Origin of the sequence: Azonexus sp. IMCC34842, assembly GCF_050368855.1 — a bacterium.
Lineage (GTDB): Bacteria > Pseudomonadota > Gammaproteobacteria > Burkholderiales > Rhodocyclaceae > Azonexus > Azonexus denitrificans_A.
Genome location: NZ_CP178449.1, coordinates 1,924,043 through 1,950,844 on the forward strand (window position 1 = coordinate 1,924,043; position 26,802 = coordinate 1,950,844).

21 protein-coding genes and 1 tRNA gene are annotated in these 26,802 nt (G+C 60.0%); 8 read left to right on the plus strand and 14 right to left on the minus strand.

Annotation, left to right across the window (positions count from 1 at the left end; translation table 11 throughout):
* Nucleotides 1–40: 40 nt before the first annotated feature.
* Both ACLIKD_RS09130 and uvrB read right to left on the minus strand, forming a co-directional pair.
* Nucleotides 41–523 carry a low molecular weight protein-tyrosine-phosphatase gene (locus ACLIKD_RS09130; protein ID WP_226415054.1) on the minus strand — a complete coding sequence of 161 codons (483 nt, stop codon included), beginning with the start codon at nucleotides 521–523 and terminating at the stop codon, nucleotides 41–43.
* Nucleotides 520–2,592, minus strand: a complete 2,073-nt coding sequence (gene uvrB / locus ACLIKD_RS09135) for an excinuclease ABC subunit UvrB (RefSeq protein ID WP_428828063.1) — start codon at nucleotides 2,590–2,592, stop codon at nucleotides 520–522. The genes ACLIKD_RS09130 and uvrB overlap by 4 nt, the downstream gene beginning before the upstream one ends.
* Before the next feature lie 75 nt (nucleotides 2,593–2,667).
* On the opposite strand from uvrB, the gene ACLIKD_RS09140 reads away from it, so the two are divergent.
* Complete coding sequence (locus ACLIKD_RS09140; RefSeq protein ID WP_428828064.1) at nucleotides 2,668–3,876, plus strand: amino acid aminotransferase; 1,209 nt, start codon at nucleotides 2,668–2,670, stop codon at nucleotides 3,874–3,876.
* Between the two features lie 48 nt (nucleotides 3,877–3,924).
* On the opposite strand, the gene ACLIKD_RS09145 is transcribed toward ACLIKD_RS09140, so the two are convergent.
* Complete coding sequence (locus ACLIKD_RS09145) at nucleotides 3,925–5,610, minus strand: AsmA-like C-terminal region-containing protein (protein WP_428828065.1); 1,686 nt, start codon at nucleotides 5,608–5,610, stop codon at nucleotides 3,925–3,927.
* Between the two features lie 76 nt (nucleotides 5,611–5,686).
* Here ACLIKD_RS09145 and ACLIKD_RS09150 point away from each other — a divergent pair.
* Nucleotides 5,687–5,762 (plus strand) — tRNA-Asn (locus tag ACLIKD_RS09150).
* Between the two features lie 208 nt (nucleotides 5,763–5,970).
* Here the strand turns inward: ACLIKD_RS09150 and ACLIKD_RS09155 are convergent.
* The 6 genes from ACLIKD_RS09155 to ACLIKD_RS09180 all read right to left on the minus strand — a co-directional run bounded on the left by ACLIKD_RS09155 (nucleotide 5,971) and on the right by ACLIKD_RS09180 (nucleotide 14,402).
* On the minus strand, nucleotides 5,971–7,092 hold the full coding sequence (locus ACLIKD_RS09155) for an HD-GYP domain-containing protein (protein ID WP_428828066.1): 1,122 nt from the start codon (nucleotides 7,090–7,092) through the stop codon (nucleotides 5,971–5,973).
* Complete coding sequence (locus ACLIKD_RS09160; protein WP_428828067.1) at nucleotides 7,089–10,490, minus strand: response regulator; 3,402 nt, start codon at nucleotides 10,488–10,490, stop codon at nucleotides 7,089–7,091. The genes ACLIKD_RS09155 and ACLIKD_RS09160 overlap by 4 nt, the downstream gene beginning before the upstream one ends.
* On the minus strand, nucleotides 10,490–11,980 hold the full coding sequence (locus tag ACLIKD_RS09165) for an extracellular solute-binding protein (protein ID WP_428828068.1): 1,491 nt from the start codon (nucleotides 11,978–11,980) through the stop codon (nucleotides 10,490–10,492). Before ACLIKD_RS09165 ends, ACLIKD_RS09160 begins: the two co-directional genes overlap by 1 nt.
* A 212-nt stretch (nucleotides 11,981–12,192) precedes the next feature.
* Nucleotides 12,193–12,723 carry a peptide deformylase gene (def, locus tag ACLIKD_RS09170; RefSeq protein WP_428828069.1) on the minus strand — a complete coding sequence of 177 codons (531 nt, stop codon included), beginning with the start codon at nucleotides 12,721–12,723 and terminating at the stop codon, nucleotides 12,193–12,195.
* Between the two features lie 90 nt (nucleotides 12,724–12,813).
* A complete protein-coding gene (locus ACLIKD_RS09175) occupies nucleotides 12,814–13,077 on the minus strand; it encodes a YkgJ family cysteine cluster protein (RefSeq protein ID WP_428828070.1) in 264 nt (87 codons plus the stop codon).
* An 86-nt stretch (nucleotides 13,078–13,163) separates the two neighbouring features.
* Complete coding sequence (locus ACLIKD_RS09180; protein WP_428828071.1) at nucleotides 13,164–14,402, minus strand: YbfB/YjiJ family MFS transporter; 1,239 nt, start codon at nucleotides 14,400–14,402, stop codon at nucleotides 13,164–13,166.
* Nucleotides 14,403–14,501: 99 nt separating this feature from the next.
* Here ACLIKD_RS09180 and ACLIKD_RS09185 point away from each other — a divergent pair, with 99 nt between their 5' ends.
* The 6 genes from ACLIKD_RS09185 to ACLIKD_RS09210 all read left to right on the plus strand — a co-directional run bounded on the left by ACLIKD_RS09185 (nucleotide 14,502) and on the right by ACLIKD_RS09210 (nucleotide 20,729).
* Nucleotides 14,502–15,365 (plus strand): LysR family transcriptional regulator, encoded by an 864-nt coding sequence (locus ACLIKD_RS09185; protein WP_428828072.1) that lies wholly within the window; start codon nucleotides 14,502–14,504, stop codon nucleotides 15,363–15,365.
* Between the two features lie 64 nt (nucleotides 15,366–15,429).
* Nucleotides 15,430–15,711, plus strand: a complete 282-nt coding sequence (locus tag ACLIKD_RS09190; RefSeq protein ID WP_428828073.1) for a GIY-YIG nuclease family protein — start codon at nucleotides 15,430–15,432, stop codon at nucleotides 15,709–15,711.
* Nucleotide 15,712: 1 nt separating this feature from the next.
* Nucleotides 15,713–16,357, plus strand: a complete 645-nt coding sequence (locus ACLIKD_RS09195; protein WP_428828074.1) for a HugZ family protein — start codon at nucleotides 15,713–15,715, stop codon at nucleotides 16,355–16,357.
* An 81-nt stretch (nucleotides 16,358–16,438) separates the two neighbouring features.
* Nucleotides 16,439–17,587, plus strand: a complete 1,149-nt coding sequence (locus ACLIKD_RS09200) for a GNAT family N-acetyltransferase (RefSeq protein ID WP_428828075.1) — start codon at nucleotides 16,439–16,441, stop codon at nucleotides 17,585–17,587.
* A gap of 181 nt (nucleotides 17,588–17,768) precedes the next feature.
* A complete protein-coding gene (moaA, locus tag ACLIKD_RS09205; RefSeq protein ID WP_428828076.1) occupies nucleotides 17,769–18,788 on the plus strand; it encodes a GTP 3',8-cyclase MoaA in 1,020 nt (339 codons plus the stop codon).
* Nucleotides 18,789–18,905: 117 nt separating this feature from the next.
* Entirely contained in the window at nucleotides 18,906–20,729 is a 1,824-nt protein-coding gene (locus ACLIKD_RS09210; RefSeq protein WP_428828077.1) for a putative bifunctional diguanylate cyclase/phosphodiesterase, read from the plus strand.
* A 146-nt stretch (nucleotides 20,730–20,875) separates the two neighbouring features.
* On the opposite strand, the gene typA is transcribed toward ACLIKD_RS09210, so the two are convergent.
* The 5 genes from typA to ACLIKD_RS09235 form a co-directional block, all read right to left on the minus strand.
* Nucleotides 20,876–22,714, minus strand: coding sequence for a translational GTPase TypA (typA, locus tag ACLIKD_RS09215; RefSeq protein WP_226415111.1), 1,839 nt, complete (start codon nucleotides 22,712–22,714; stop codon nucleotides 20,876–20,878).
* Between the two features lie 70 nt (nucleotides 22,715–22,784).
* Nucleotides 22,785–23,171, minus strand: coding sequence for a group II truncated hemoglobin (locus ACLIKD_RS09220; protein WP_226415115.1), 387 nt, complete (start codon nucleotides 23,169–23,171; stop codon nucleotides 22,785–22,787).
* A 39-nt stretch (nucleotides 23,172–23,210) separates the two neighbouring features.
* Entirely contained in the window at nucleotides 23,211–25,313 is a 2,103-nt protein-coding gene (locus ACLIKD_RS09225) for a YgiQ family radical SAM protein (protein WP_428828325.1), read from the minus strand.
* Between the two features lie 331 nt (nucleotides 25,314–25,644).
* A complete protein-coding gene (locus ACLIKD_RS09230) occupies nucleotides 25,645–26,232 on the minus strand; it encodes an OmpA family protein (protein ID WP_428828078.1) in 588 nt (195 codons plus the stop codon).
* A complete protein-coding gene (locus tag ACLIKD_RS09235; protein WP_428828079.1) occupies nucleotides 26,225–26,683 on the minus strand; it encodes a FecR family protein in 459 nt (152 codons plus the stop codon). The genes ACLIKD_RS09230 and ACLIKD_RS09235 overlap by 8 nt, the downstream gene beginning before the upstream one ends.
* Nucleotides 26,684–26,802 lie beyond the last annotated feature (119 nt).

Here is a 26,802-nt window from a genome sequence, read left to right on the forward strand (position 1 = left end):
CCCATGGGTGCCCCTTCTTTTTGTCTATCGCACGAGATAGCTATGGCTTACCGAGTCTTCCCCTGATTTCATCGATCAGCCCCTGGGCGCCGTCTTCGACCATATCGAGCACCAGATCGAAGCCGTGACCGAGACCGTAATACGGATCAGGAACCTCCTCATCATCAAAGTTCTTGGCAAACTCCATGAACAGTTTGATGCGTGTTTTCTGCTCCGGCGTTGCCATGCGAAGCAGGTTTTCAAGATTGCTCCTGTCCATCGCCAGGATCAGGTCGAAATAGTCGAGATCCTGCCGGGCGACCTTGCGGGCACGAAACTGGGTAAGGTTGTAGCCACGGGCGGCGGCGGCGCGCTGCGTCCGCGCATCGGGAGCTTCACCGACGTGGTAACCGTGGGTTCCCGCAGAGTCGACTTCGACCCTATCACCTAATTTATTGTTTTTTATATACTGCCTGAGGACCCCTTCCGCCGTTGGGGAACGACAGATGTTGCCCATACAGACGAGCAGCACGCGAAAGCTCATTTTGTCTCATCTCCGTCAGGGTCGTGCTGCGCCGCGCCGAATACCCGCTCCCTGAGCCGGAACAGATCATCGCGGGCTGCCGCCGCTTTTTCGAATTCCAGGTTTCTCGCGCACTCCAACATCAATTTCTCGAGCCGTTTGATCTCCCTGGCTACTGTCTTCTCATCCATTGCCTCATATACGGCCTGCTGCTGAGCTGCCTTCAATTCGGTCTGAGCGGATTCCGCATCATAAACGCCGTCGATGATGTCCTTGATTTTCTTGGACACCCCGCGCGGCGTAATACCGTGCTCCGCATTGAAAGTAATCTGTTTTTCCCGCCGCCGCTCGGTTTCGGCAATCGCACGCTGCATGGATTTTGTAATCGTATCAGCATAAAGGATTGCCGTGCCATTGAGATGGCGCGCGGCGCGGCCCATGGTTTGAATCAGCGAGCGCTCTGAACGCAAAAAGCCTTCCTTGTCGGCATCCAGAATGGCAACCAGGGATACTTCGGGAATATCCAGCCCTTCGCGCAGCAGATTGATGCCGACCAGCACGTCGAACTCACCCAGACGCAGATCACGGATGATTTCCACGCGCTCGACGGTATCGATGTCCGAGTGCAGATAGCGGACCTTGATGCCGTTATCGGCCAGGAAATCGGTCAGATCCTCAGCCATGCGCTTGGTCAGCGTCGTCACCAGGACCCGTTCGCCGAGTGCGATACGTTTTTTGCTCTCGGCCAGCAAATCGTCGACCTGTGTCGATGCCGGACGCACCAACACCTCCGGATCAACCAACCCGGTCGGCCGGGCCACCTGCTCAACGACCTGCCCGGCATGCTCATTTTCGTAATCGGCAGGCGTCGCGGAAACAAAAATGGTCTGCCGCAAATGCGCCTCGAACTCGCTGAATTTCAATGGCCGGTTGTCGAGCGCCGACGGCAGGCGGAAGCCGTAATCGACCAGATTTTCCTTGCGCGATCGGTCGCCCTTATACATCGCACCAACCTGGCCGATAGAGACATGCGATTCGTCAATGAACATCAAGGCGTCCGAAGGCAAGTAATCGATCAGGGTCGGCGGCGATTCGCCCGGCTTGCGCCCGGAAAAATGCCGCGAGTAATTTTCGATCCCTTTGCAGAAACCGATCTGGTCGAGCAATTCGAGGTCAAATTTGGTGCGTTGCTCGATGCGCTGTGCTTCGACCAGCTTGTTGTTCCGGGTGAAGAAATCGATACGTTCGCGCAATTCATCCTTGATCGCCTCGATGGCACGAACAACCGTAGCCCGGGGCGTCACGTAATGCGAAGCCGGGAAAACGGTAAACCGCAGCGCCTTGTGCAGCAGATGGCCGGTCAGCGGATCGAAGAACTGCAGGCTTTCGATTTCGTCGTCGAACAGCGAGACACGGATGGCATGCTCGGCATGCTCGGCAGGAAAAATATCGATGATGTCGCCACGCACACGGAAGATGCCGCGATGGAAATCGACATCGTTGCGTTCGTACTGCATGTCGATCAGGCGCTTGACGATGGCCCGCTGATCCAGGCGATCCCCAACGCGCATGGTCAGGATCATGTTGTGGTACTCGTCGCGGTCGCCGAGACCGTAGATGCAGGAGACGGTCGCGACGATCACCACGTCGCGCCGCTCGATCAGGCTCTTGGTGGCCGACAGGCGCATCTGCTCGATGTGGTCGTTGATCGAGCTGTCTTTCTCGATGAAAAGATCGCGCGAGGGCACGTAGGCTTCGGGCTGGTAGTAGTCGTAGTAGGAGACAAAATACTCGACGGCGTTTTCCGGAAAGAACTCCTTGAACTCCGAATAGAGCTGGGCCGCCAGCGTCTTGTTCGGGGCCAAAACCAGCGCCGGCCGGCCGGTCCGGGCGATGACATTGGCCATCGTGTAGGTTTTCCCCGAGCCGGTCACACCGAGCAGCGTCTGATAGGACAACCCATCCTCCAGGCCTTCGACCAACAGGCGAATCGCCTCGGGCTGGTCGCCAGCCGGTGGAAACGGTTGATGCAATCGATACGGGCTGCCTTCAAAACAGACAACCGGGATACTGGTCTTGGTTTCGCTCATGCTAAAATTCTTCGGTTTTCCTCGCGCGGCAAAGGCGCTGCGCGGACAGTGTTCCTATTATTCCATGGAGACCTTATGTCCTCTTCGATCTTTGCTGCGGTAGAGATGGCCCCGCGTGATCCCATCCTCGGCCTGAACGAATCATTCAACGCCGACACCCGCGGCACCAAGGTCAACCTTGGCGTCGGTGTTTACTTCGACGACAACGGCAAAATCCCCCTGCTCGCAGCCGTCAAGTCGGCCGAAGACGCACGCGTCAAGGCTGCATTACCGCGCGGTTATCAACCGATCGAAGGCTCTCCGGCCTACAACCAGGCCGTGCAGAACCTGTTGCTCGGCAAGGAATCCGAACTGATCGCCAACGGCCAGGTCATCACCGCCCAGTGCCTGGGCGGCACCGGCGCGCTGAAGGTTGGTGCCGATTACCTGAAACGCCTGAACCCGAAGGCCAAAGTCTATATCAGCGATCCCTCCTGGGAAAATCACCGTGCGCTGTTCGAGTCGGCCGGTTTCGTTGTCGAAAACTATCCGTACTACGATGCCGCCACCCGGGGCGTCAATTTCACCGGCATGAAGGCCTGCTTGAACAGCCTGGCCGCCGGTTCCGTCATCATCCTGCACGCCTGCTGCCACAACCCGACCGGCGCCGATCTCTCGGATGCCCAATGGCAGGAAGTTGTGGACGTCTGCCGCGAGCGTGGCCTGGTGCCCTTCCTCGACATGGCCTACCAAGGCTTTGCCGACGGCATCGACGCCGATGCCGTCGCCGTCCGTGCCTTCTCTGCGTCCGGCCTGCAGTTCTTCGTCTCCAGCTCTTTCTCGAAAAGTTTCTCACTTTACGGCGAACGCGTTGGCGCGCTGTCCGTCATCACCGCCAGCAAGGAAGAATCCGCTCGCGTCTTGTCGCAAGTCAAACGGGTAATCCGCACCAACTACTCCAACCCGCCGACTCACGGTGGTGCTCTGGTTGCCGCCGTCCTCGCGACGCCGGAGCTGCGTCAGATGTGGGAAACCGAACTGTCCGGCATGCGCGACCGCATCCGTGCCATGCGCACCGGTTTGGTCGATGCCATCAAGGCACAGGGCGTCGCTCAGGATTTCTCCTTCGTCGTTCAACAACGCGGCATGTTCTCCTACACCGGTTTGACCGCTGCCCAGGTCGAACGGATGAAGGACGAATTCGGCATCTACGCCGTGTCGACCGGGCGTATCTGCCTGGCGGCGCTGAACACCAAGAATCTGGAATATGTCGCCAAGGCCATCGCCGCCGTGACCAAAGCCTGATTTTTTCAAGGCGAAACAAAAAGGGCGAGACCGCGGTCTCGCCCTTTTTTATTTGCTACCGGAAGCCGTGAGATCCGGCAGTATCCCCGAGACATGGACAGGCACGTGCCGACTCGACACGGAGGTCTGGATGCCGATGCTCAGCGTGGCATCAATCGGCCGATCGCGACGGGCCAGGAACTGACCGGTCGCCGTCATCATGCCGGCGTCGAGCCGAATATCGCGGCCGATGACCTGCCCGGGATTGATCGTAATGTTGGAGCGCAAACGATCGAACTTGGTCGCCCCGGAGCGCACCACGGAACCACCACCACGTCTGGCCACCTCCCCGAGATCGACCCCATACAAAATACCCCGCGTAATATCCGCATCAAGCATACCTTCGAGACTATTCCACATGCTCGCCCAATCGTTTCCACCGGCTCTCAGGCGCAATGTGCCACCCAGGTCGCCCTCCAGCTTCAGCGTCGGCACGAACGCCGCACTTAGTTGACGACAATCGATTCGGTGCAGACTGGCATCACCGGCCATCACCAGACCATTACTCCAGTCGAGCAACCAGTTGCCTTTCAGGATACCGCCAAGGAAGGTGGTATCGATGCTCTGAATCAGCAGCTTGTTTTTTTGCAGCAGCCCCTTGGCTTGCAGCGAGTCGAAAGAAACCGGCATGCCGGCGGGCTTCCAGGCCATGCCTTCAATATTGAGCAGCAATCCTTGGGGGGTAGGTACGACAGCCAGCCGGATGCTGCGATCGACTGCCTGAAAGGCGGCCTTCTCAATACTGCCATCGGCCTTGAAGATAATCTCCCCGGCGATATCGCGTAGCGCAATATCGCGCACCGTCACTGCGCCGCGCTCGATGCGAAGGCGCCGAATCACCACCTCGTCAGCCGCCGAACCCCGCGCCGCGCCAAATATCGGCAAAGCGACCAGACGATTGGCTGAAAGTACGGCACCGACGACATCGACACGGGAGATCCGATGTGGCCGGCTCCCCAGCAGAGCAAACGGGGACGCAATGTGGATTGTCTCGATTCGCGAATCGCCAGCTTCGCCAATCCGAACATCCGCCAGGTTCAATTGCGGCTGCGGCAAGAGCGTCATGCCAACGTGACCGACCTTGACCGGCGTTTGCAAAAAACGGCTCGCCGCCGCCTCGATCGCCGGCTTGAAATCAGCATAGGGGTAAAACAGCACCAATCCGAGCAGTAAAAGTAAGGCACCGGCAAGTCCGAGCAGTCCCCACTTCAGCAACGGAACTCTCTTCCCATCGTCATCATGCTTGTCGGGAACTAGCTCACGCGACGTGATCGCTGCTGTCCCCGACGATACGGCGCTCTTGTTGCCTGACGAAGGAAGAATCGGTTTGCCGAAAAAAGAAAATTTGCCGCCCATGCTGTCGCCCTTTGGACGGTCAGGAGGGGAAAGGGATTTCGGGCCGAAAGTCGAAAATTGGGAAAGCGCCGAAACCTGTTCCTTGTGGCTCGGCAGCCCGCTTTCCGCCCAAACCGAGGCCGCTTCGAGCCTCGGGCCGATAAACCCGCCCTCCTCCAGTTCACGAAGCGCGCTCTCGACCATGCGCGGATTTTCCATCTTTACCGACAGCTCCTCGATGGTCAGTTTTCCATCAACCTGAACCAGGACCATGCGAAGGTTACGCTGTACAACCCGCGTACTTTGCCGAACCGCCTCGTCCCCCATCGGCGTTTTTGCATAAACAAGCTTAGGATCCATACGTAAGTTTTTTTCTTCTAAAAGCCACAAGACGCTTGACGCAAGCGGGTTCGATACCTATAATGCGCTCCTCTGTTCCTCGATAGCTCAGTTGGTAGAGCGCCGGACTGTTAATCCGTAGGTCCCTGGTTCGAGCCCAGGTCGGGGAGCCAGAGAAAACCACATTTAGCCCAATCATCAAGATTGGGCTTTTTGCTTTCCGGCCCAAGTTCAGCCACGGCACAGTTGCATTCCATTACTGCCCCCTCCCCGCTGAATGGTCGAAAATTCAACGCCAGATGATAACCGGCGTTTGCTTGCTCAAACAATGCTTGACCCAACCTAAAGCCGCTTGGGCAAGGATTACTCGCACTTTTAATCTCACACATCGGCAAAGCGATAAGCGATTTCCGCGAATTCGGCCTGAATTTCAAGAAACAGATCGACCAGCCGGGGATCGAAATGCTTCCCGCTGTCGGCACGAATGACGTTGATCGCCTCGTCTATCGGCAATGCTTCTTTGTATACGCGCTTGCTGACCAATGCATCGAAGACGTCGGCGATGGCCATTAAACGGGCGGCCAGCGGAATTTCATCGCCCTGCAGCAGGTCCGGATAACCACGGCCGTCCCAGCGCTCATGATGCCAACGGGCAATCTGCCGCGCCACTTCGAGGAAGGCCAGAGCCGGGCTGCCGTCACCGGCGATGGCGGGATTTGCATCCTTGACCCGCTGCATGGCCTGGGCAATGGCATCGGCACCGATCTGGCTATGCTTTTTCATTATTTCAAATTCGTCGTCCGAGAAGCGCCCAGGTTTATACAGGACGCTGTCGGGAATGCCGACCTTGCCGATATCGTGCAGAGGCGCCGCCTTGACGATAGAAGTGAGTTCTTCCTCAAGCAGATTGCCGAAGCGCTCCGGGTGCCTTCGAATGGCGTGAACCAGCGCCTCGACGTAGGACTGGGTTCGATGAATGTGGTTTCCGGTGTCACTGTCGCGCGTTTCGGCAAGAATCGCCAGGGCATGCAGGCTGGCGCTCTGGATCACCTCGTTGTCACGCATGCGCCGTTTGACTTCGGCGTCGAGAAAGGCGTTCTGATCCCTGAGCCACTCCTTGGCCCGTTTGTTTTCGAGTTGAGTATGAACCCGTGCCAAAACGACGGCCGGCTTGACCGGCTTGGCAATGTAATCCGCGGCGCCAAGTTCGAGGCCACGCTCTTCGTCCATGGCCGAATCCTTGGCAGTCACGAAGATGACCGGAATGTCGCGGGTTACGATGTTTTCGCGCAGATGTTCGAGAACCGAGTAGCCATCCATTTCCGGCATCATGACGTCGAGCAGAATCAGGTCCGGGCGCGGTTCGGAAAGTGCCGAGCGCAGCGCGCGCTGGCCGCCGGTAGCGACTTTGACCTGATAGAAAGGGGCCAGCACCGCACCGAGAATCTCCAGATTTTCCGGCTGATCGTCGACCAGGAGAATGGTTTGCAGGTGCTTGTTCATGCTGTTTCCAGGGTGCTCAGTGCTTCATCATAAGCGAAGCGTGAAATTTGTTGTCCCAGACGCTCCAGGACGACCGGCTCCAGCACCCCGGCCAGGACGCTCCGGTTTTCCTCGAAATAGTGCCGTGCAGCGATATCGTCGGCCGCCAGCAACACCTTGAGCCGGGCCAGCAGGCGCCGCGGACTGACCGGATCGGGCAATGCGAGCGCAGGAGGAACGATGGCCTCCGGCGTAGCGAGGAGCGCCACGATGTCGTTGATCAAACGGGGCAGTTCCTCGGCCAACTGGTCCAGGTGAACCTGGGCAGCTTGCAGAACGGGATCCTTGAGCGACCTTTCCAGTTCGGTGGCAAGCCGTTGAATAGCGGCCGCCCCGATGCCGCCAGCTCCCCCCTTCAGGGAATGGGCGCAGGACTCGGCCTCGCGAATGTGCTGTTGCGCGAGGTGGTCACGTAATTTCTCCACGTCATCGCGATGGCCATCGGCAAACAGTTGCAAGATCCGCAAATAGGAGGAAATTTTGCCGCGAACGATGTTCAGTCCGGCATCGACATCGAGACCTTCAATATCTCTCAGCCTCGCCTCCAACAACGGATTACTGTCCTGGGGCATCTCGGCGCGGGGCAAAACATCGTCTTCCGGCACACTTTCTTCACGGCGCGGGAGCCAGTGAAGCAGCGCATCGATCAGCGCCTTCGGGTCGATCGGCTTGGCGACATGATCGTTCATGCCCGCCTCCAGGCATAACTGACGATCCTCGGCAAAAGCATTGGCGGTCATCGCCAGAATCGGCAGTTCGGAGCGGCCGGGCAAGGTGCGAATCCGCCGGCAAGCTTCCAGACCATCCATGCGCGGCATCTGGATATCCATCAGGATCAGTTCATAGGCATTGGCGCGCGCCATATCGACGGCCATCTGGCCATCCTCGGCCAGATCGACCGAGACACCGGAGTCGTGCAGCAGTTCAAGCGCCACTTCCTGATTCACCCGATTGTCCTCGGCCAACAGAATGCGACGACCCTGCAACTTGCTGCGGACATCGACGATACTGATCTCCGGACTTGTCGGTTTGAGCAAATAGCCGGGCTGAGTACGCGCGATCGCATCGAACAAGCTGGAGGGGGTGGCGGGCTTGCTGAGGATGCCGTCGATATCCCGACTCGCGGCTACCCTGGCCAGGTAATCGCGCCCCGGCACCGTCATCAGAATGATGCTCGGGTGCTCTGCCGGACAGGCCTGACGCAGCTTGCGCGCGGTCTCGATACCATCCATCCCGGGCATTTCGGCATCGATCAGGACCAAGCCAAAATGCCGGTCTAAACGCGCCGCCTCGACCACCTCGCGCACCGCATCGGAACCGCGGGCCGCCGCAGAAACCTCAAGGCCGAATCGGGCCAGCGTCTGCATGATCGCTTCACGAGCCTCCGGCAGATCGTCCACCACCAAGGCCCGCGGTTCGGCCATACCGATCTTCGGGATATCCGGGACACCCTGGCCATTGAGCATCAGCAAGGGCACCTCGACCCAGAAAGTGCTCCCCTTGCCGGGTTCGCTGACGACCCCCACGGCCCCGCCCAGCAATTCCGCCAGGCGCCGGCTGATGGCGAGCCCCAGTCCGGTGCCGCCAAACTGCCGGGTGGTCGAACTGTCGGCTTGTTCGAACGCCTGGAATATCCGCGATTGCTGCTCAGCAGTCAGACCGATGCCGGTATCGCAGACCTCGAAGCGGACGTGCAACTGACTGGCCGAGCGGCTGACCGCTTTAGCCCTGAAGACGACGCTCCCCGTGTGGGTAAATTTGACGGCGTTGCTCGCGAAATTGACCAGAATCTGCTGCAGGCGGACGCTGTCGCCCCGCAGCACGAACGGCAGCTCCGGATCGATGCGCACGACGAGCTCGATCCCTTTTGCGGCGACCGCCTCGCCAACCAGATTGGCGATGTTCTTGAAGAGCTCGTCCAGCTTGAACTCGACGCTCTCCAGGCTCAATTTGCCGGCCTCGATCTTCGAAAAATCGAGAATGTCGTTGATGATGCTCAGCAAGTGCTTGGCGGCATCGGTAACCTTGTCGAGCTGTTCAATCTGCCGGGGCAGCACCGCCTCGCGCCGAAGCAGATGGGTGAAACCGATGATCGCGTTGAGCGGCGTCCGGATCTCATGGCTCATGTTGGCCAGGAATGCACTCTTGGCTGCATTGGCCGTCTCGGCAACCTCCTTGGCCTCGGCCAGTTCGGAGGTCCGGTCGCGGATCATCTCTTCGAGATGGTCGCGGTGGCGGATCAACTCATTTTGCGCGCTGCGATGCTCGGTTATGTCGTAAGCGACGCCGAGCACCCCGATCAGCGTGCCATCCGCCGCCCGCATCGGCGTCTTGGTCGTCTCGAAAAGACCGCGGTAGCCATCGGCCTTGAAGGTCAGCCACTCTTCATTGACCGAAGAGTGGTTGGAACTGGCCGCGATCTCGTCCTTGCTACGGAAGAAATCAGCCTGCTCGCGATCGACGAAGTCGTAATCGGTCCGGCCAATGACGGCCGCTTGGGCGGCACCGAAAAATCGCTCGAAAGGCGGGTTACAGGCCAGATAGACCCCGTTCGGATCCTTGAGCCAGACCAATGCCGGAATCGTTGCAAACAGCGTTTGCAGACGCGTCCGTTCGAATTCGAGTTCCGAGAGCGTTTTCTGCAGATTGCTGTGGATCTGGAGCAGTTCCAACTCGACGCGCCCGGTCAGGGTGAACATCACGGCGGCAAAGGCAACCAGGGTAATGGCGGTAATCAGCGGCACCAGAACCAGCAAGCGCTTGGTGCGCTGCAACTGCACATCACCGTCTTCACGAATGTGGTCATTCAGCGTTTTGAGATCATCGAGCAGAAAATCCTGACGTTGCTGGAGAAAATCGATGGCGTTCACCAGCGTCCTCACCGCGACATAGTATTCGCCGCCCTCGCTGACATTCAGGCCTTCACCGAAGCGGCGCAGCAAGGATTTCTCCTGCAGACTGCTTTCGCTGAAAGCCGGATTGGCCAACTGCCCCTTGATGCCATCGATTTCCCGCCGGATCAGCTGCCAACTACCGGCAATGGCATCCGCCTGGGTCGGCGCTTCCCTGGCCACCCCGTCAAGCAGCCGGTCGAAATCGTTCACCGAGGCTTCCCAGCTCTTGCGCTGCTTGATCAGTTCCGGCGTCGATAGCAGGCGCTCCGTGTGGTACTTCAAGGCCAGGACGGATTTATAGGCGTCCTCGACGGCGCGCTGGCGGGCGACGACCGCGCTGTAATCGAAAGCCAAATAGGCGACCGCCACCCCGCTCAGCAGCGCCCCGAGGATGAGCACGGCGAACCCATACAGCGAGATATTCCGGATGCTTCGTGGGTTTTTGATCACAACCTGACCTGCCATTATCGATTCACGTTCAGCGAGGCCTTGTAGTAGGCAATCTGCTTGTCCCGGCCAAGCCGCTCGGTAATCTTCTCCCATTCCTCGGCCGCCCGGTCGAGCGCCTCTTTCGGCTTCATCTCGCGGTTGACCGCCTTGGCGACGAACTCGTCGGCGACACGGTAATACTCCCCGGCACCGGGAATGGTTATGTCGTAGACGACATTCGCATTCGATAACGACTGGGTGATTTCATCGAGATAGGCTTTGGCCGACTCGGTCGAAAATCCCGACTGATTCCACGAGGCGGGATCTTCAAAATGCGAGCGACGCGACGGGTTGACCGCGGTTCCGCTGATCGCCGTCAGTTTTTTGGTCAGTGCTTTCGAGGTCATGTGAGCGGCAAACTCAAAGGCCAGGGCTTTGTTCTTCGAAGCCTTGCTGACGAAGAAAGTCCAATTGCCGCTGATCGAAGAGACCTGGTTCGGCCGCTCGTCCCACTGGCCGCTTATCGCGTTGAAAACTTCGCCACTGCCCGGAATCTGGCTGTAGCCGATCTTGTCCTTGACCACCGAAGCCGGCGAGTTGACCGCATGCACCCCCATGTCGGCCCAATCGATAGCCATCACCGTCTGCCCGGAAACGAAACTGTTGCGGACGTCGTGGCCGGCAAAATTGACCATGCCCGGCGGGCCATATTTCAGCGTATCGACCCACACCTGCAAAGCCCGGACGAATCCGGGATTGTTGATCCGCGGCTTTAAGGTATCGGGATCGAAGTAGTAGGCAGGATCGTCGGGATGCTTGGCAAAAGCCGCCGCCTGGGCAAAGAACTGGAGCATCGAGATATCGCCCTTGACCCGGTTGCCGGCAACGCCATAGCCCGGCTTGCCATTGCCATTCCAGTCCCAGCCGGTGAAAAACTCGGCAATGTCGCGATAGGCTTTCCACGTTGCGGGTGGCGCCAGGTCATATTTGTATTTTTTCTTGAATCGCGCCTGAAACTCCGGATTGGCGAAAACATCCTTGCGGTAATAGAGATTTATGCAATCGCCATCGTAAGGCAAGCCATAGGCGACGTTATTCCATGACAAGACCGTATTTCGGTAGATCGGCAGCACATCGTCCCAGTCGATCTTCCGCTTGATCGCTTCGGGAACCGGCTCGACGTAACCACCACTGAGAAGCGTGCCGCTCCACATCGAAATGACGACGTAGATGTCGAAATTGGCATCCGCCGACTTCAGCGACTCATCGATTTTCTCGATAGTCTCATTCCAGCCCGGCGTCAGCACCCGGACCTTGGCGCCGGTCTTCTCCTGGAAATTCTCGACTTCATCGAGAATCGGCCCGCGAATCAGACGGGCATCGAGTTTCGGCACGATCAGCGAAATCGATTGCCCTTCGAAAGGTCGCGCCAACGGCTTGGCCGGCGCTTCGCCTGGTTTCTCGCCACAACCAAACAAGGCGGCAAGGACGACAAGGACGACAAGGCAGATGCTGATTCGTTTCATGCTGACTCCCTCCCCACGAGAGCTACAAATATGCCAAACAGCTTTTTATGGCAAGGCGAACGATCCGGATCGCCCTGATCGCCGCTGGTGACACAATAGACTTGTATATTTGATACTTCGGTCGGTGGAAAATCAACCGTTGATTTGAGCAAAGTGGAAAAATCAACAATCGATTGACATTTCCCCGGCAAATCCAAACCGCAGCGCAGCGATCATTCCTCGCCGGAAGCTTCCGGGAACAGTACGTCGGTAAAACCGAACCGTGAGAAATCGCGGATGCGCGAGGGGTAAAGCCGACCGATCAGATGGTCGCATTCGTGCTGCACCACCCGCGCATGAAAACCACTGACCGTCCGGTCGATCGCCTGGCCGAACGGATCGAAGCCCCGGTAACGAATGCGGCCGTGACGGGGGACCTCGCCGCGCAGACCGGGCACCGACAGACAGCCTTCCCAGCCCAGCTCTTCCTCGGCGCCGAGCGGCGTGATCACCGGGTTGATCAGAACGGTTTGCGGAACCGACTCGGCATCCGGGTAACGTTCGCTCGTCTCGAAACCGAAAATCACCACCTGCAAGCCGACGCCGATTTGCGGCGCGGCGAGGCCAACGCCGTCAGCCGCACGCATGGTCTCGAACATGTCGTCGAGCAACTGCCGAAGCTCCGGCGTATCGAAACGCAGCACCGGGGCGGCCAGTTGCGTCAGGATCGGATCTCCCATGCGGAGAATGGCTCGGACGGTCATCGCAAAAACCTCGTTACGCTTAGCTGGAAACCGCTAATTTTGCGTCAATAACGCAGGGGCGAGGCAAAATATCTGCTGACGGCGGGCGAATCAGACCAGTACTTGGCGCGTGGCGGCAAAAAAATGGTGAATCTGCTGTTCGATTCGGCGATCGGTCATCACCTCCGGCCTTCGGCCATGCGGACAAGGCAGCCCGGGGGTGGTGCCAAACAGCCGGCAGATCAGCGGGCGTTCCGCATAAACCTGGCAGCCCTCATCGCCCAGGTGCGGACAGCTCAGATCGGCCAGGGCCGCCTCATGAACGGCACGGCTCTTGACCAGCAAGCGGGCCATCTCTTCGCTGGAGGTGGTCACCGGCCCACAGCAATCGTGACACCCCGGCAGGCAGGCGAACGACGGAATATGTCGGCGGAAAAACCTGATTTTCTGACTGTCTGTGGTCACTGATTACCTTGAGCGGAGATACCCATGTTCCCGGGGCACAACGCAAGGATAGCAGCGCTCTCGGCCGCTTCGCGCTTTTCGACGAACTTCAGCAGCAACAGCAGCACGGTACCGATCGCCATCACCGCCGCCGCGACGTAGAGGCCGGCCGCGTAACTGCCCAGACGCGCGGCCAGCCAGCCGGTAAAGGCCGGCCCGATGATCTGGGCCGCGCCGTAGGAAAGGGTCATCTTGCCCATCATCTTGGCCGGGCGCGTCGGATAGTAGCGACCGGCCATGCTCAAGACCAGACTGACCATGCCGATGAAGGTGCCGCCGAAGAGCAGTGCGCCGAACAGCGAAGCCAGCAGGCCGCCGAACATGACCGGCAGCAGGATGCCGATGATCTGCAGCACGGCGGCGAGGATCAGCGCGTTGAGATCGCCGGTTCGCCGGGCGATGAAGTCCCAATTGATGCAGGCCGGCGCCGCCCCGATACCGATGGCGAGAAAGACCAGATTGCCCTGCCCGGCCAGCCCCGGCAGTTGATTGATGATGGCGACGATGAAGGTGGCGCTGACCACATAGCCGAAACCGGCGCAAAAATAGGCGGCCATGAATAGACGCATGAAAGTCGGGCTGGGCGGATTGTCTTCCATCTTTTGCCCGCTCTTGGTCAGCGGGCTGCGGTCCGGTGCCGGCAGCCAGCGCAGTGCCGGAACGAGCAGCAGACAGCCGATCGCCGAGAAGGCGAACCATTGCTCGCGCCAGTCCAACCAGTGGCTCATCAGGCCGACCGCCGCCGCGCAGCCGGCGATGCCGATGCCGATGCCGGAAAAATGGATGCCCAGTTCGCTGCGATGATTGTGGCGGATCAGCCAGTTGAGGATCAGGCCGGTGCCGAACAACATCCCGGCCGCACTGCTCAAACCGGCGAGGAAACGGGACAGCGCCCAGACGATGACGTTATCGGTCAGGCCCATGACAACCGTGCTGAGCACCGCCAGCACCATGCCAATCCGGTACAGGCGATCCTTCAACACCAGATCGCTGATCAGCGAGGCGAGCAAGGCGCCGCTCAGATAACCGGCGTAGTTCAGCGCCGCCAGCCAGCCGGCGGCAGCGACGCCCAGCCCGGCCTGCTGCTGCATCTGCGGCAGCAGCGGCGTGTAGGAAAAACGGGCGACGCCAAGCACCAGGATCAGGCTGAAGATACCGGCGCCGAGCACCTTGATGCGTTCTCTCTGTGGGCTCATTGGAGCTTCCTTATGGTTTGTCGGCACCACGATATCCGCTGTAACATATCCGTACAATTGAATTGTTCAGAATGAACCATTCGTTATTGGAGATACGTTATGGAATTGATCGCCCTGCATACCTTCCGCACGGTCGTCGAGGAAGGCGGCATCCTGGCCGCCTCACGCAAGCTGAATACCGTGCAGTCCAATGTCACCAGCCGCATCCGCCGGCTGGAAGAGGAACTCGGCGCCGAGTTGTTTTTCCGCAAGGGGCGCGGCCTGGAACTGGCCCCGTCCGGTCGCGTCTTGCTCGATTACGCGCGGCGCATGCTACTGCTTGAACGGCAGACCAGCGCAGCCGTCAAGCAGGTCGGCGAAAGCGCCGGCGAACTGCGCATCGGGGCGATGGAAACCTTTGCCGCACTGCACCTGCCAAAGGCGCTCAAGGCGGTGCGCGCGACGCATCCGCGGGTCGACCTGCGGGTCGTCACCGACACCAGCGCCGCGCTTGCCGAGCGGGTGCTGGCCCACAAGCTCGATTGCGCCTTCATCGCCGGGCCGGTCGTGCATCCGGCCTTGCAGTTCGAGTTGCTGGTGATCGAAGAGTTGGTCCAGATCTGCGCCATCGGGGCCAACCCGGTAGTGCAACCGCTGATCCTCTTCCGCGAAGGCTGCGCCTACCGCGCCCGCGCCCTCGCCCTCGCCTGGCAACGAGCGATGGGCCACGCCGTGGCCGATGCGATGGAGTTCGGCACCTTGGAAGGCATTCTCGGTTGCGTCTCGGTCGGCCTCGGCTGGACCTTGATGCCACGCCGGGTAGTCGAGCAATCGCCGCATGCCGCCGACCTCGTCATCGAAACGCTGCCCGACGACATCGCTCAGGTGCCGACCGGCATGATCTACCTGCGTGACGCGCCGCCGATGAACGTCCTGAACACACTGGCCGAAGCAGTGGCCGCCGCAGCCCGCCCGAAAAACTGACGTATCATCCCGGCCCTGAAAAATGTCTGTTCGAGACTGAAATGCTGACGAGTATTGCCAAGCGATGAGCAATCCGAAACCCTGGTATTTGTATTTGATCGAATGCGTGGACGGCAGCATCTACACCGGCATCACCGTCGACGTCGAGGCCCGCTACGCCGCCCACCAGAACGGCAGCGGAGCGCGCTACACGCGTTCTCACGCCCCGGCCCGGCTGCTCGGATTTGAAGCCCACCCCGACCGGTCAACGGCGTCACAAGCCGAATACCGCGTCAAGCGGCTGAGCGCCACCGAAAAACGCCGCTTTGCCGGTACGCTGACACTCCCGGAAATCACCCCTTCCTGACATGCAAATCGCCATCGCCTCCGCCATTCACCTGTTGCACGCGACACCCCACGCGATGCTCGCTGCCCACTCGACGCAGTTGCCCGGTTACCCGTATGCCACGGCCGTGCCGCTGGTCGTCGACGAAGTGCAGCGACCGCTGCTGCTGATCAGCAGCCTGGCGGAACACACGAAGAATCTGCTGGCCGATGGCCGGGCGAGCCTCGCCGTCAGCGAGACCGCACCGGCAAACATCCAGAACGCGGCGCGCATCACGCTACTCGGCGACTTTGCGCGATGCGAGCCGACCGGGGCGACCGTCGCCCGCTATCTCCGCTTTCAGCCGGATGCCGGGCAATATCTGCAGCTCGATTTCATGTTCTTCCGGATGCAGGTCAAACGGGCGAGGTTTATCGGCGGCATCGGCAAAATGGGCTGGCTGGATTCAGCCGACTGGGACCAGCCGAACAGCATTACCGCCGAGCAGGAGGAAGAACTGCTGGCAGCCGCCGCTGCACTCGCCGCCCCGGGCATCCGCTTGCTCGGTATTGACTGTTACGGCGTCGACTATCTGTCGGCCGGCAACCGGCAACGGCGGTGCTTTGAAGCGGGGCTGTCGGCGGATGAATTGGTCAAAGCGCTGCCCGACCTTGTCCGCCGCCTGTAAATCCGTGAAGACCGCTACAGTCTGACTGAACTGAAGGCGGCAAGAAGACTCTGACCCCGGTCAATCTGTCCTCTGCGAGTCATGCCACCCATCGCCATCAGCACCGTCACCACCGCCCGGGAAATCGGACGCGCCGCCTGGGAGCGTCTTGCCCCGCCCGGCCACCCCTTTCTCAATGCCGATTTCCTCGACATTCTCGAACGCCACGAGACGGCTGGCCCGGCCTGTGGCTGGCAGGCCAATCACCTGATCGCCAAAGACTGCGACGGCATGGTGGTCGGCATCCTGCCCAGTTACCTCAAGCGCAACTCGCATGGCGATTTCATCCGCGACTGGTCCTGGGCGGCCGCCTACGAACAGCTGGGCAAGGTCTATTTCCCGAAACTGCTGAGCGGCCTGCCGCACACCCCGGCACGCGGGCCACGCCTGCTGATCGGTTCGGGGAACGATGCCGATGGGCTTCGAACAAGCCTGATCGAGGCCGCCAGACACCGTGTCTCGGCCAACGGATTGTCCTCATGGCACGTCGCCTTGCCGGCCGACGGCGACGTCGATCTGCTCTCTTCGCAGGGCTTGCTGGTCAGTCACGATGTCCAGTTCCATTGGCGAAATCGCGGGTTCGGGGATTTCGACGAGTTCCTCGGCGCCTTTGCCTCGGCGCGCCGCCGCAAGGTCAAGGCGGAACGCCGGCGGATCGTCGACAGCGGTCTGCGCATCGAAGTCCGGCACGGCGATGAAATCGATCCCGCCGAGTGGCCCGCCCTCCACCAACTCTATGCCACGACGTTCGACAAATTCGGCAATTACGCAGCCTTTTCCCCGTCCTGCTTTGCCGAGCTGGCGGCCACACTTGGCCGCCGGATGGTCGTCTTCATTGCGCGCGAACAGGCAACTCCGGTCGCCATTTCGCTTTGCTTCCGCAGCGACGACACGCTGTACGGCCGCTACTGGGGCACCCTGGGCAATTACCACAGCCTGCACTTTGAACTGTGTTTTTACCAGGGCATTGCCTATTGCCTGGAGCATGGATTATCGACCTTCGAACCCGGTGCCGGCGGCGAGCACAAGGTGGCACGCGGCTTCGAACCGACGCTGGTCCGCTCGTGTCACTGGATAGAGGACGAGCGGATGCGCCACCTGATCGGCCAACACCTGGCGCGACAGAAATCCGCGGTTCTCGCCTATGCCGAGGAAGCAGCCAGCCACCTGCCGTATCGCACCGAGCCATGATGGCGCCAAGCGTGGGGAACCTTTTGGATTTTTGATCTCTCCACTTGTATGCTTCGGGCCCAATACAGATAATCCGCAGCCAGAAGCCACAAACCATTTCTTAGGCCGCGAAGCGAAAGCGCCAACCATGCAGAACGAGACACTCAGGCCAGAATCAACACCCACCGGGTTGGCGAACTTCATGCCGGTCATCGACCCGGCTGGGCAAAAGCACCCGGAAGGCACGCTGGTCGACAAGTACGGGCGACGGATCAGCTACGTCCGGCTGTCGATTACCGATCGCTGCGACTTCCGGTGCACCTACTGCATGGCCGAGGAAATGACGTTTCTACCGCGCAATGAAGTGATGAGCCTGGAAGAGTGCCTGCGCGTCGCCACGGTTTTCGTCGGACTGGGCGTCAACAAGCTGCGCATTACCGGCGGCGAGCCGCTGGTGCGCAAGGACGCGATGTGGCTGATCGAGCGCCTGGGCGCCCTGCCCGGCCTCGATAATCTGGTTCTGACCACCAACGGTTCGCAACTCGACCGTTTCGCTCGTCCGCTGCGCCAAGCCGGCGTCAAGCGCATCAACATCAGCCTCGACACCCTCAACGCCGAGCGTTTCCGGAAAATCACCCGGATCGGCGACCTGAACAAGGTCCTGAAAGGCATAGAAGCCGCCCGCAGCGCCGGTTTTCGTCGGACCAAACTGAATGTGGTGATGATGCGCGGCACCAATGACGACGAGTTCGTCGATCTGGTTCAATTTGCGCTCGATAACGAACTGGACATTTCCTTCATCGAGGAAATGCCGCTCGGCGAAATTCATGGCCGCAACACTACCTACATTTCCTCGGAAGAAACGCGCGAACAGCTGGCCCGGCGCTTCGAGCTGATTCCGTCGACCGAAAACTCGGGCGGCCCGGCGCGTTATTGGCGCACGCCCGGCTCGGAATCGCGGATCGGCTTCATTTCACCGCACAGCCACAATTTCTGCGACTCCTGCAACCGCGTGCGAATCACCGCCAAGGGCGAGCTCTACCCCTGCCTTGGCCAGAACGATGCGGCACATCTGCTGCCGGTGCTCCGCACCGATAGCGACAATGCTGCCTTACGCCAGGCGATTGTCGACAGTATGGGCATCAAGCCCTACGGTCACGACTTTACAAAGCAGATGGACGCACCACAGGTCGTGCGCTTCATGTCGATGACCGGCGGCTGACCAACACCTGTGCCAAGCTTCGGCTTATCACAACTCACCCGGTCTTCCTCGCGTCAGCACCGCCGAAAAAGCCGTAGACCTCAAAGCATTGCGATCTTCATCGCGCTGATTATTGGCTTGGCCGGCACACTGCTCGTACCGGGTATACCGTTTATCGCCCTGTTGCTCATCGCCGGTAGCGCTGCTGCCTGGCTCGCTTATGTGGAATGGCGCGAATTTCGCTCGATCAGCCGCGCGTACGACATGGCCATGCTGGCGGCCCATGATGGATTCTGGGAATGGGATCCGGTCACCAAGGCGCTGCATGTCGGCACCCGGCTGCTGGAAATTCTCGGTTATGACGAGGACTTTCTGGCGGACACCGATGGCTGGCTGAAGCTGGTCCATCCCGATGATCGTGCCGCCTACAACAGCGCAGTGGCCGAACACCTCAAAGGGAAAACAGTTTTTTTCTACTGCGAATACCGGGTGCTGGCGAAAGACGGCACTTACCGCTGGATCGCCTCGCGTGGTTTGGCGGTGCGCGACCGGCATGGCAAGGCTTATCAGATGGTCGGCTCGGTGACCGACATCACCGAGCGCCGTACGCACCAGGAGGAAATGGAATTTCTCGCCCAACACGACGTACTGACCGGCCTGCCCAATCGCCTCCTATTTTCTCAACAGTTGCACAACGCCATCGTGAAGGCCAAGGAGCGCAGCTGCAAACTCGCCGTCCTCTTCATCGATCTGGATCGCTTCAAGAATATCAACGACACGCTGGGTCATCGCGCCGGCGACCAGTTGCTGCAGCTTGTTGCACTGCGTCTCAAGCAGGAGATGCCGGCCAATTGCTGCCTCTATCGCCAGGGTGGCGACGAGTTCATCGTCCTGATAAATCCGATCAGCGATGCCAACGTAGCGGTCGACACGGCTTTGATATTCAAGGAACAGATCACGGCGCCCTTTCTCTGCGGTGAAACCGATTTCTTTACCAGCGCCAGCATCGGCATCAGCATCTTTCCTGAAGATGCCGGCGATGGGGAGACGCTGCTTCGGCATGCCGATACCGCGATGTACGAGGCGAAGGCGGCGGGCGGGAATGCCATACGCTCGCATACCCCGCTGATGAACCAGCGGGTAACCTTCCGTATGTCTCTCGAAACGCGCCTGCGTCGTGCCTTGCAGGAGCAACAACTCGAGCTTTATTTCCAACCCCAGGTTGATACCCAGACCGGCCAGCTCGTCGGCGCCGAAGCTTTGCTTCGTTGGCACGACGGCGAGAGCCAGATTCCGCCCGATCATTTCATTCCGGTTGCCGAAGAATGCGGCTTGATCGTACCGATCGGCGATTGGGTCATCGAGCAGGCGGTCACCCAGATCAACACGTGGCGAGAACAGTTTGGCGAGATTCCGCCGATTGCCATCAACCTGTCGCCGCGCCAGTTCTGGCGCCCTTCGGTATCCCAATTCATTCTGGAAAAACTTCAAGCAGCAGGCTTGCCCAGCAGCGCGCTCGAGGTGGAAATCACCGAATCGGTCCTGCTCGATGCGGAAGGAGGCTCCATCGAACAGTTGCGCCACCTGCGTGCGGCGGGCATCACGATTGCGCTGGATGACTTCGGCACCGGTTATTCGTCGCTCTCCTATCTGCAACGCCTACCCATCGGCACACTGAAGATCGACCGTTCCTTCATTAATGACTTGGTTCTAGACGATGGCTCGGCAGGCAGTGACCCGCTGGTCCGGGCCATCATTGCCATGGCAAAAAGCCTGTCTCTCCGGGTAGTTGCCGAAGGCGTCGAAACGGTGCCCCAGCATCGCCGCCTGAAGACCCTCGGCTGTGATGTTTTGCAGGGCTATCTGATCAGTCGTCCGTTACCGGCGGCTGAATTTGCTGCCAAATTCCTCGTCCACCGCAGCAAGGTGAATACATCCCTTGAATACGGCCCTCAGGGATAAATCCGGCAGAAGTCGATTGCACAGATCTGCTTCGAGATCGCGCCAAGCAAAGTAAAAAAGATCGACGCAGCCAATAAAAAGGCGACCCAACGGGTCGCCTTTCTGTGACGCAGTACCCGCACCCAAAGGGTGCCGGCGGAGGCCGATCAGTTACGCTGGGCGCGCTTCCGTTCGATTTCGGTCAGGTAACGCTTGCGCAGACGAATCGACTTCGGCGTCAGTTCCACCAGTTCGTCTTCTTCGATGAACTCGACGGCGGCTTCCAGGCTGAGCTGAACTGCCGGCACCAGGCGAACCGCTTCGTCAGTACCGGACGCACGGACGTTGGTCAGCTGCTTGCCCTTGATCGGGTTCACGACGAGGTCATTTTCACGGCTGTGAATACCGATGATCATGCCTTCGTACAGCTTGTCGCCCGGCACGACGAACATGCGGCCGCGATCCTGCAGCTTCCACAGCGCGTAGGCAACGGCTTCGCCGTTATCCTGGGAGATCAGCACGCCGTTGCGGCGCTCGGCCACATTGCCGTCCCGAAGCGGGGCGTATTCGTCGAAGACGTGGCTCATCAGGCCGTTGCCGCGCGTCAGGTTCATGAATTCGCCCTGGAAGCCGATCAGGCCACGAGCCGGGATGCGGTATTCGATACGGACGCGACCGCGACCGTCCGGCACCATGTCCTGCAGGTCGCCCTTACGCTGGCCGAGGCTTTCCATGACGCCGCCCTGGGTATCTTCTTCGACGTCGACGGTGAGCAGCTCATACGGTTCGCACTCGACACCGTTGATCGTCTTCTTGACGACGCGCGGACGACCGACGGCCAGCTCGAAGCCTTCGCGACGCATGTTCTCGAGCAGGATGCCGAGGTGCAGTTCTCCACGGCCGGCGACGTCGAAGACGTCACCGTTGGCGGTGTCATGCACGCGCAGCGCCATATTGGTCAGCAGTTCCTTGTGCAGACGGTCACGCAGCTGGCGGCTGGTGACGAACTTGCCTTCGGTACCGGCCAGCGGGCTGGTATTGACCATGAACTGCATGGACAGGGTCGGCTCGTCGATCTTCAGCAGCGGCAGGGATTCCGGCTGTTCCGGATCGGTCACGGTACAACCGAGGACCAGGTCTTCGATACCGGTGATCTGCACGATGTCGCCGGCATGACCTTCAACCAGCTCGACCTTGTTCAGACCCTGGTAACCAAAAACCTGGCCAATCTTGGCCTTGATCGGGCTGCGCTCGTGTTCGGCCGCCTCTTCTTCGGTACCGAACATGACCAGCACGTTCTGGCCGGTCTTGACCTTGCCGCGATTGATCTTGCCAACGCCGATGCGACCGACGTAGGAGGAATAATCGAGGGCTGTAATCTGCAGTTGCAGCGGTGCTTCGATATCGGTATCCGGGGCCGGCACATGGCGAAGAATCGTGTCGAACAGCGGCTTCATGTTTTCGCGCGGCTGATCCAGTTCCATCGCCGCCCAGCCATTGAGGCCGGAAGCATAGACGATCGGGAAATCGAGCTGCTCGTCGGTCGCACCCAGCTTGTCGAACAGATCGAAAGTCAGATTGACGGCTTGATCGGGATCGGCACCGTCGCGGTCAACCTTGTTGACCAGAACGATCGGGCGCAGGCCAAGGGCCAGTGCCTTCTTGGTGACGAAACGGGTTTGCGGCATCGGGCCTTCAGCGGCATCGACCAGCAGGACCACGCCATCGACCATGCCGAGCACACGCTCGACTTCACCACCGAAGTCCGCGTGACCCGGGGTATCGACGATGTTGATGTGAACGCCTTCGTACTGGACCGAGGTGTTCTTGGAAAGAATCGTGATGCCACGTTCTTTTTCCAGGTCGTTGGAGTCCATGACGCACTCGACCAACTGCTGGTGAGCGGCAAAAGTACCGGACTGGCGGAGCAGCTGGTCGACCAGGGTAGTTTTACCGTGGTCAACGTGGGCGATGATGGCGATGTTGCGAATCGGACGAGCGGACATGGGAAGACCTGAAAAATCAAAGGCGTGATTCTACCACCCCGTGCTGCGCCGCAACATCCCCAAGCTGCTTTTAACCTTCTTTATTGCGCATGAAATCAGCGGTATTAAAGAAATTCTCCAGCAGTTTAGCGCGGATCCCCGGCTCGATACCGACATCTTCCATCGCCAAAACCATGCAAGCGACCCACTGATCGCGTTCCTTGACGCCGATTGAAAAAGGCATGTGACGGCCACGCAAGCGGGGATGCCCGAATTTTTCGACGAACAGATCCGGTCCGCCCAGCCAACCGGACAGGAACATGTAAAGCTTTTCGCGCGAACCCTGCAGGCTTTCCGGATGCATGCCGCGCAGCTCGGCAAATTGCGGGGTGCTGTCCATCAACTGATAGAAGCGGTCGGCCAGTTTGCCGACGGTGACATCGCCACCGATTTTTTCGTAGGTTGAAATTTTTTCCATGGATATTTATTTGTATCGCTGAGAATTTTGACGGGGCCGTCAGGCCTTGCGTTTCGGCGGACGGTTGCGCGCGGCGGCGAGAGGCCTGACCCCGGGTCGTGGCGCGATCCGCGGTCCGGGCGGGGTCATGTGCAGGCGGGTGGTTTTTTCCGGCGGAACGGCAAAACCGGCCGGCTGCCAGGCCGGAATCAACTGCTTCTTGCCATTGCCGATCAGGTCGGCCCGCCCCATTTCCTTCAGCGCATCGCGCAGGAGCGGCCAGTTGGCCGGATCGTGGTAGCGCAGGAACGCCTTGTGCAGTTTGCGCTGCCGGCCGTTGCGCACGGTATGGACTTGCTCGCTGCCCCGCGTCACCTTCTTCAGCGGATTGCGCTCGCTGTGATACATGGTGGTGGCCAGGGCCATCGGGGTCGGCAGGAAGGTCTGCACCTGATCCAGACGGAAGTTGTTTTTCTTCAGCCAGAGCGCCAGGTTCAACATATCCTCATCGCCGGTCCCGGGGTGGGCGGCGATGAAATAGGGAATCAGGTATTGCTCCTTGCCGGCTTCGCGCGAGAAGCGGTCGAACAGCTGCTTGAAGCGGTCGTAGGCACCCATGCCCGGCTTCATCATCTTCGACAGCGGGCCTTCCTCGGTGTGCTCGGGGGCGATCTTCAGGTAGCCGCCGACGTGGTGGGTAACCAGTTCCTTGATGTACTCCGGCGAGCGCACAGCCAGGTCGTAGCGCAAACCCGAGCCGATCAACACTTTCTTGACGCCCTTCAGGCTCCGCGCCTTGCGGTACAGCGAAATCAGTTGCGAGTGGTCGGTCCCCAGGTTCTCGCAGATATCGGGATAAACGCAGGACAGGCGGCGGCAGGCCGATTCGATCTTTTCGTCCTTGCATTTGAGGTGGTACATGTTGGCGGTCGGGCCGCCGAGGTCGGAGACGATGCCGGTGAAGCCGGGCGTCTTGTCGCGCATTTCCTCGATTTCGCGGAGCACCGAATCTTCCGAACGGCTCTGGATGATGCGCCCCTCATGCTCGGTGATCGAACAGAAGGTACAGCCACCGAAACAGCCGCGCATGATATTGACCGAGAAACGGATCATCTCCCAGGCCGGAATCTTGGCATCGCCGTAGGACGGATGCGGCCGGCGGGCATAGGGCAGTTCGTAAACCTGGTCGAGCTCCTCGGTAGTCAACGGAATCGGCGGCGGATTCAGCCAGACGTCGCGCTCACCGTGCGCCTGGACCAGCGCCCGTGCATTGCCCGGATTGGATTCAAGATGGAAGGTGCGCGACGCGTGCGCGTAGAGCACCGGATCGTCCTTCACCTGCTCGTAGGACGGCAGGCGAACGACGGTATGGGCCCGCTTTTCGCGCAGCGCCGCCAGCCGTTCCTGCTTGGACACGATGCGCACCGTGTGCTCGCCGGGTTGACCAGCGGCGGCGGTCTTGTCCGTCGGCATTTCCATGGCGTAGGGATCGGCATGCTGGATCAGCGGTCCCGGCGTATCGACCTGGGTCGAGTCCACCGCATCCCAGCTTTCGTCCGGCACCCAGCCGCTCGGTACCATGAAGGCGGTGCCGCGCAGGTCACGGATGTCGCTGATCTTTTCGCCCTTGGCCAGGCGATGCGTCAGTTCGACCAGCGCCCGTTCGGCGTTGCCGAAGAGCAGCAAATCGGCCTTCGAATCGGGCAACACCGAACGGCGCACCTTGTCCGACCAGTAATCGTAATGGGCGATGCGGCGCAGGCTGGCTTCGATCGAGCCGATGACGACATTGCTGCCGGGGAAAGCCTCGCGGCAACGCTGGGCATAGACCGTGACCGCCCGATCCGGGCGCTTGTTGGGTTCGGCATTGGCTGTGTAGGCATCATCGGAACGACTCTTGCGGTCAGAGGTGTAGCGATTGACCATGGAGTCCATGTTGCCGGCGGTAACGCCAAAGTACAGATTGGGTTTGCCGAGACGCTTGAAATCAGCGGCCGAATTCCAGTCCGGCTGGCAGATGATGCCAACGCGAAAGCCCTGCCCTTCGAGCAGACGGCCGATCAGCGCCATGCCGAAGCTGGGATGATCGATGTAGGCATCGCCGGTGATCAGGATGATGTCGCAGGAATCCCAGCCCAACGCATCCATCTCGCTGCGCGACATGGGCAGGAAAGGTGCCGGACCGAAGCGGTGGGCCCAGAATTTGCGATAGCCGAAAAGCGGGTGAGTCATTTGTTTATTTGAATCCATGAAATATTTTACATGAGCGCTCTGGCGACCATGGCGAACCTGCCGTATCGTCAGGCACCTGGCCTGGCGATGATAAATTTTCTGACCGCGAACCACCCGCTGTTCCGATCCTCTCGATCGGCGGTCGCATAGACCATCGAAGGAACAAAGAGTTCACTAAGCCTGGCCAGCCGAGCCGGCAAAATGCCTGGCGCATGCCCGGCGGCGCCGGCGAATATTGACGGGCACCGGCTTGCTGCAACGCTTAGCGCAAATTGATTTCGACCCGCCGATTGCGCGGCTCGTCGACTTCGTCCTCGGTTGGCACCAGCAGATCGCGCTCGCCCCGCCCGACCGTTTCCAGACTGTCGGCCGGCACACCCGAGGCAATCAGTTGATCGCGTATCGCTTCAGCGCGGTTTTTTGACAGCGCATCATTGGCCTGCCGGCTACCGACCCGGTCGGTATGGCCGATCACCCTGACCTCGAGTGCCGTACGCTCGGAAATTTCCCGGCGCATTTTGACGAATGCGGCCTGCGACGCCGGGGTCAGCGTATTGCTGCCCGGCTCGAAGTACAGCAGATAACTGCTCGGCCGCGCCGGCATGGCGGCCAGGGCCACCGCAAAACGTTCCTGAACCTCTTCCGACGAGGCCTGATAGAGGCTGCTGGCACCGCCCCGCCGTTGTGCCGCCGCATAAGGCTGGTTGAGCAGCAATTCGCCGCGCTCGTCACGCAGCACCAGGGCCGAAGCCTGACCATCGGCCGAGGGCAGCAGGATCACCCGTTCGCTGACACAGCCGGCCAGCGACATCGCCGCAGTCAGGCCAAGCAGAAGTTTGGTCTTATTCATCGCGGTCGCCTCCGACCTCGACGACAAACTCGGTCCCGCGCACCCCGAGCACCGACGTCGGCGTGCGGAATTCCACCGTCTCCGGCTTGTTTTTGGCCATCTTGCCGGTGACCACCGACAGCGTGCCCTGGCGAATACCGATCGACATGTCGCCAGCCAGGGTCGTGCTGTCGAAGGCAAACCTGTCGATCACGATCAGCGAGTTCGGCCCGGCCGAGAGCAGCGTATTGTCACGCAAGGTGAGGCCGACCGCGCCGTTGCTGCCGGTCCGCACCTTGTCGCCCTGCTGCAGCGGTGTGCCGACCACGGCCAGCAACTTCTTGTCGGCCCGCTCGATACTGACCGGCCCCTGACTGGTCTTGATCATGCCCGCCGGCTCGGCCGCTTGGGCCGAAACATCGAGCAGTGAAACGAACAGGAAAAAAGCAGGCAGCCAATGCATTTTGCTCATGGCGCGATCCAAAAAATACGGTGACCGTCCATTTTACGGAAAGATCAGCCCTTGGATGCGGCAAAAATCACCTTAAAGACGCAGCAATTGGCAAACGCACCTACGGCCGGACAGAAAAA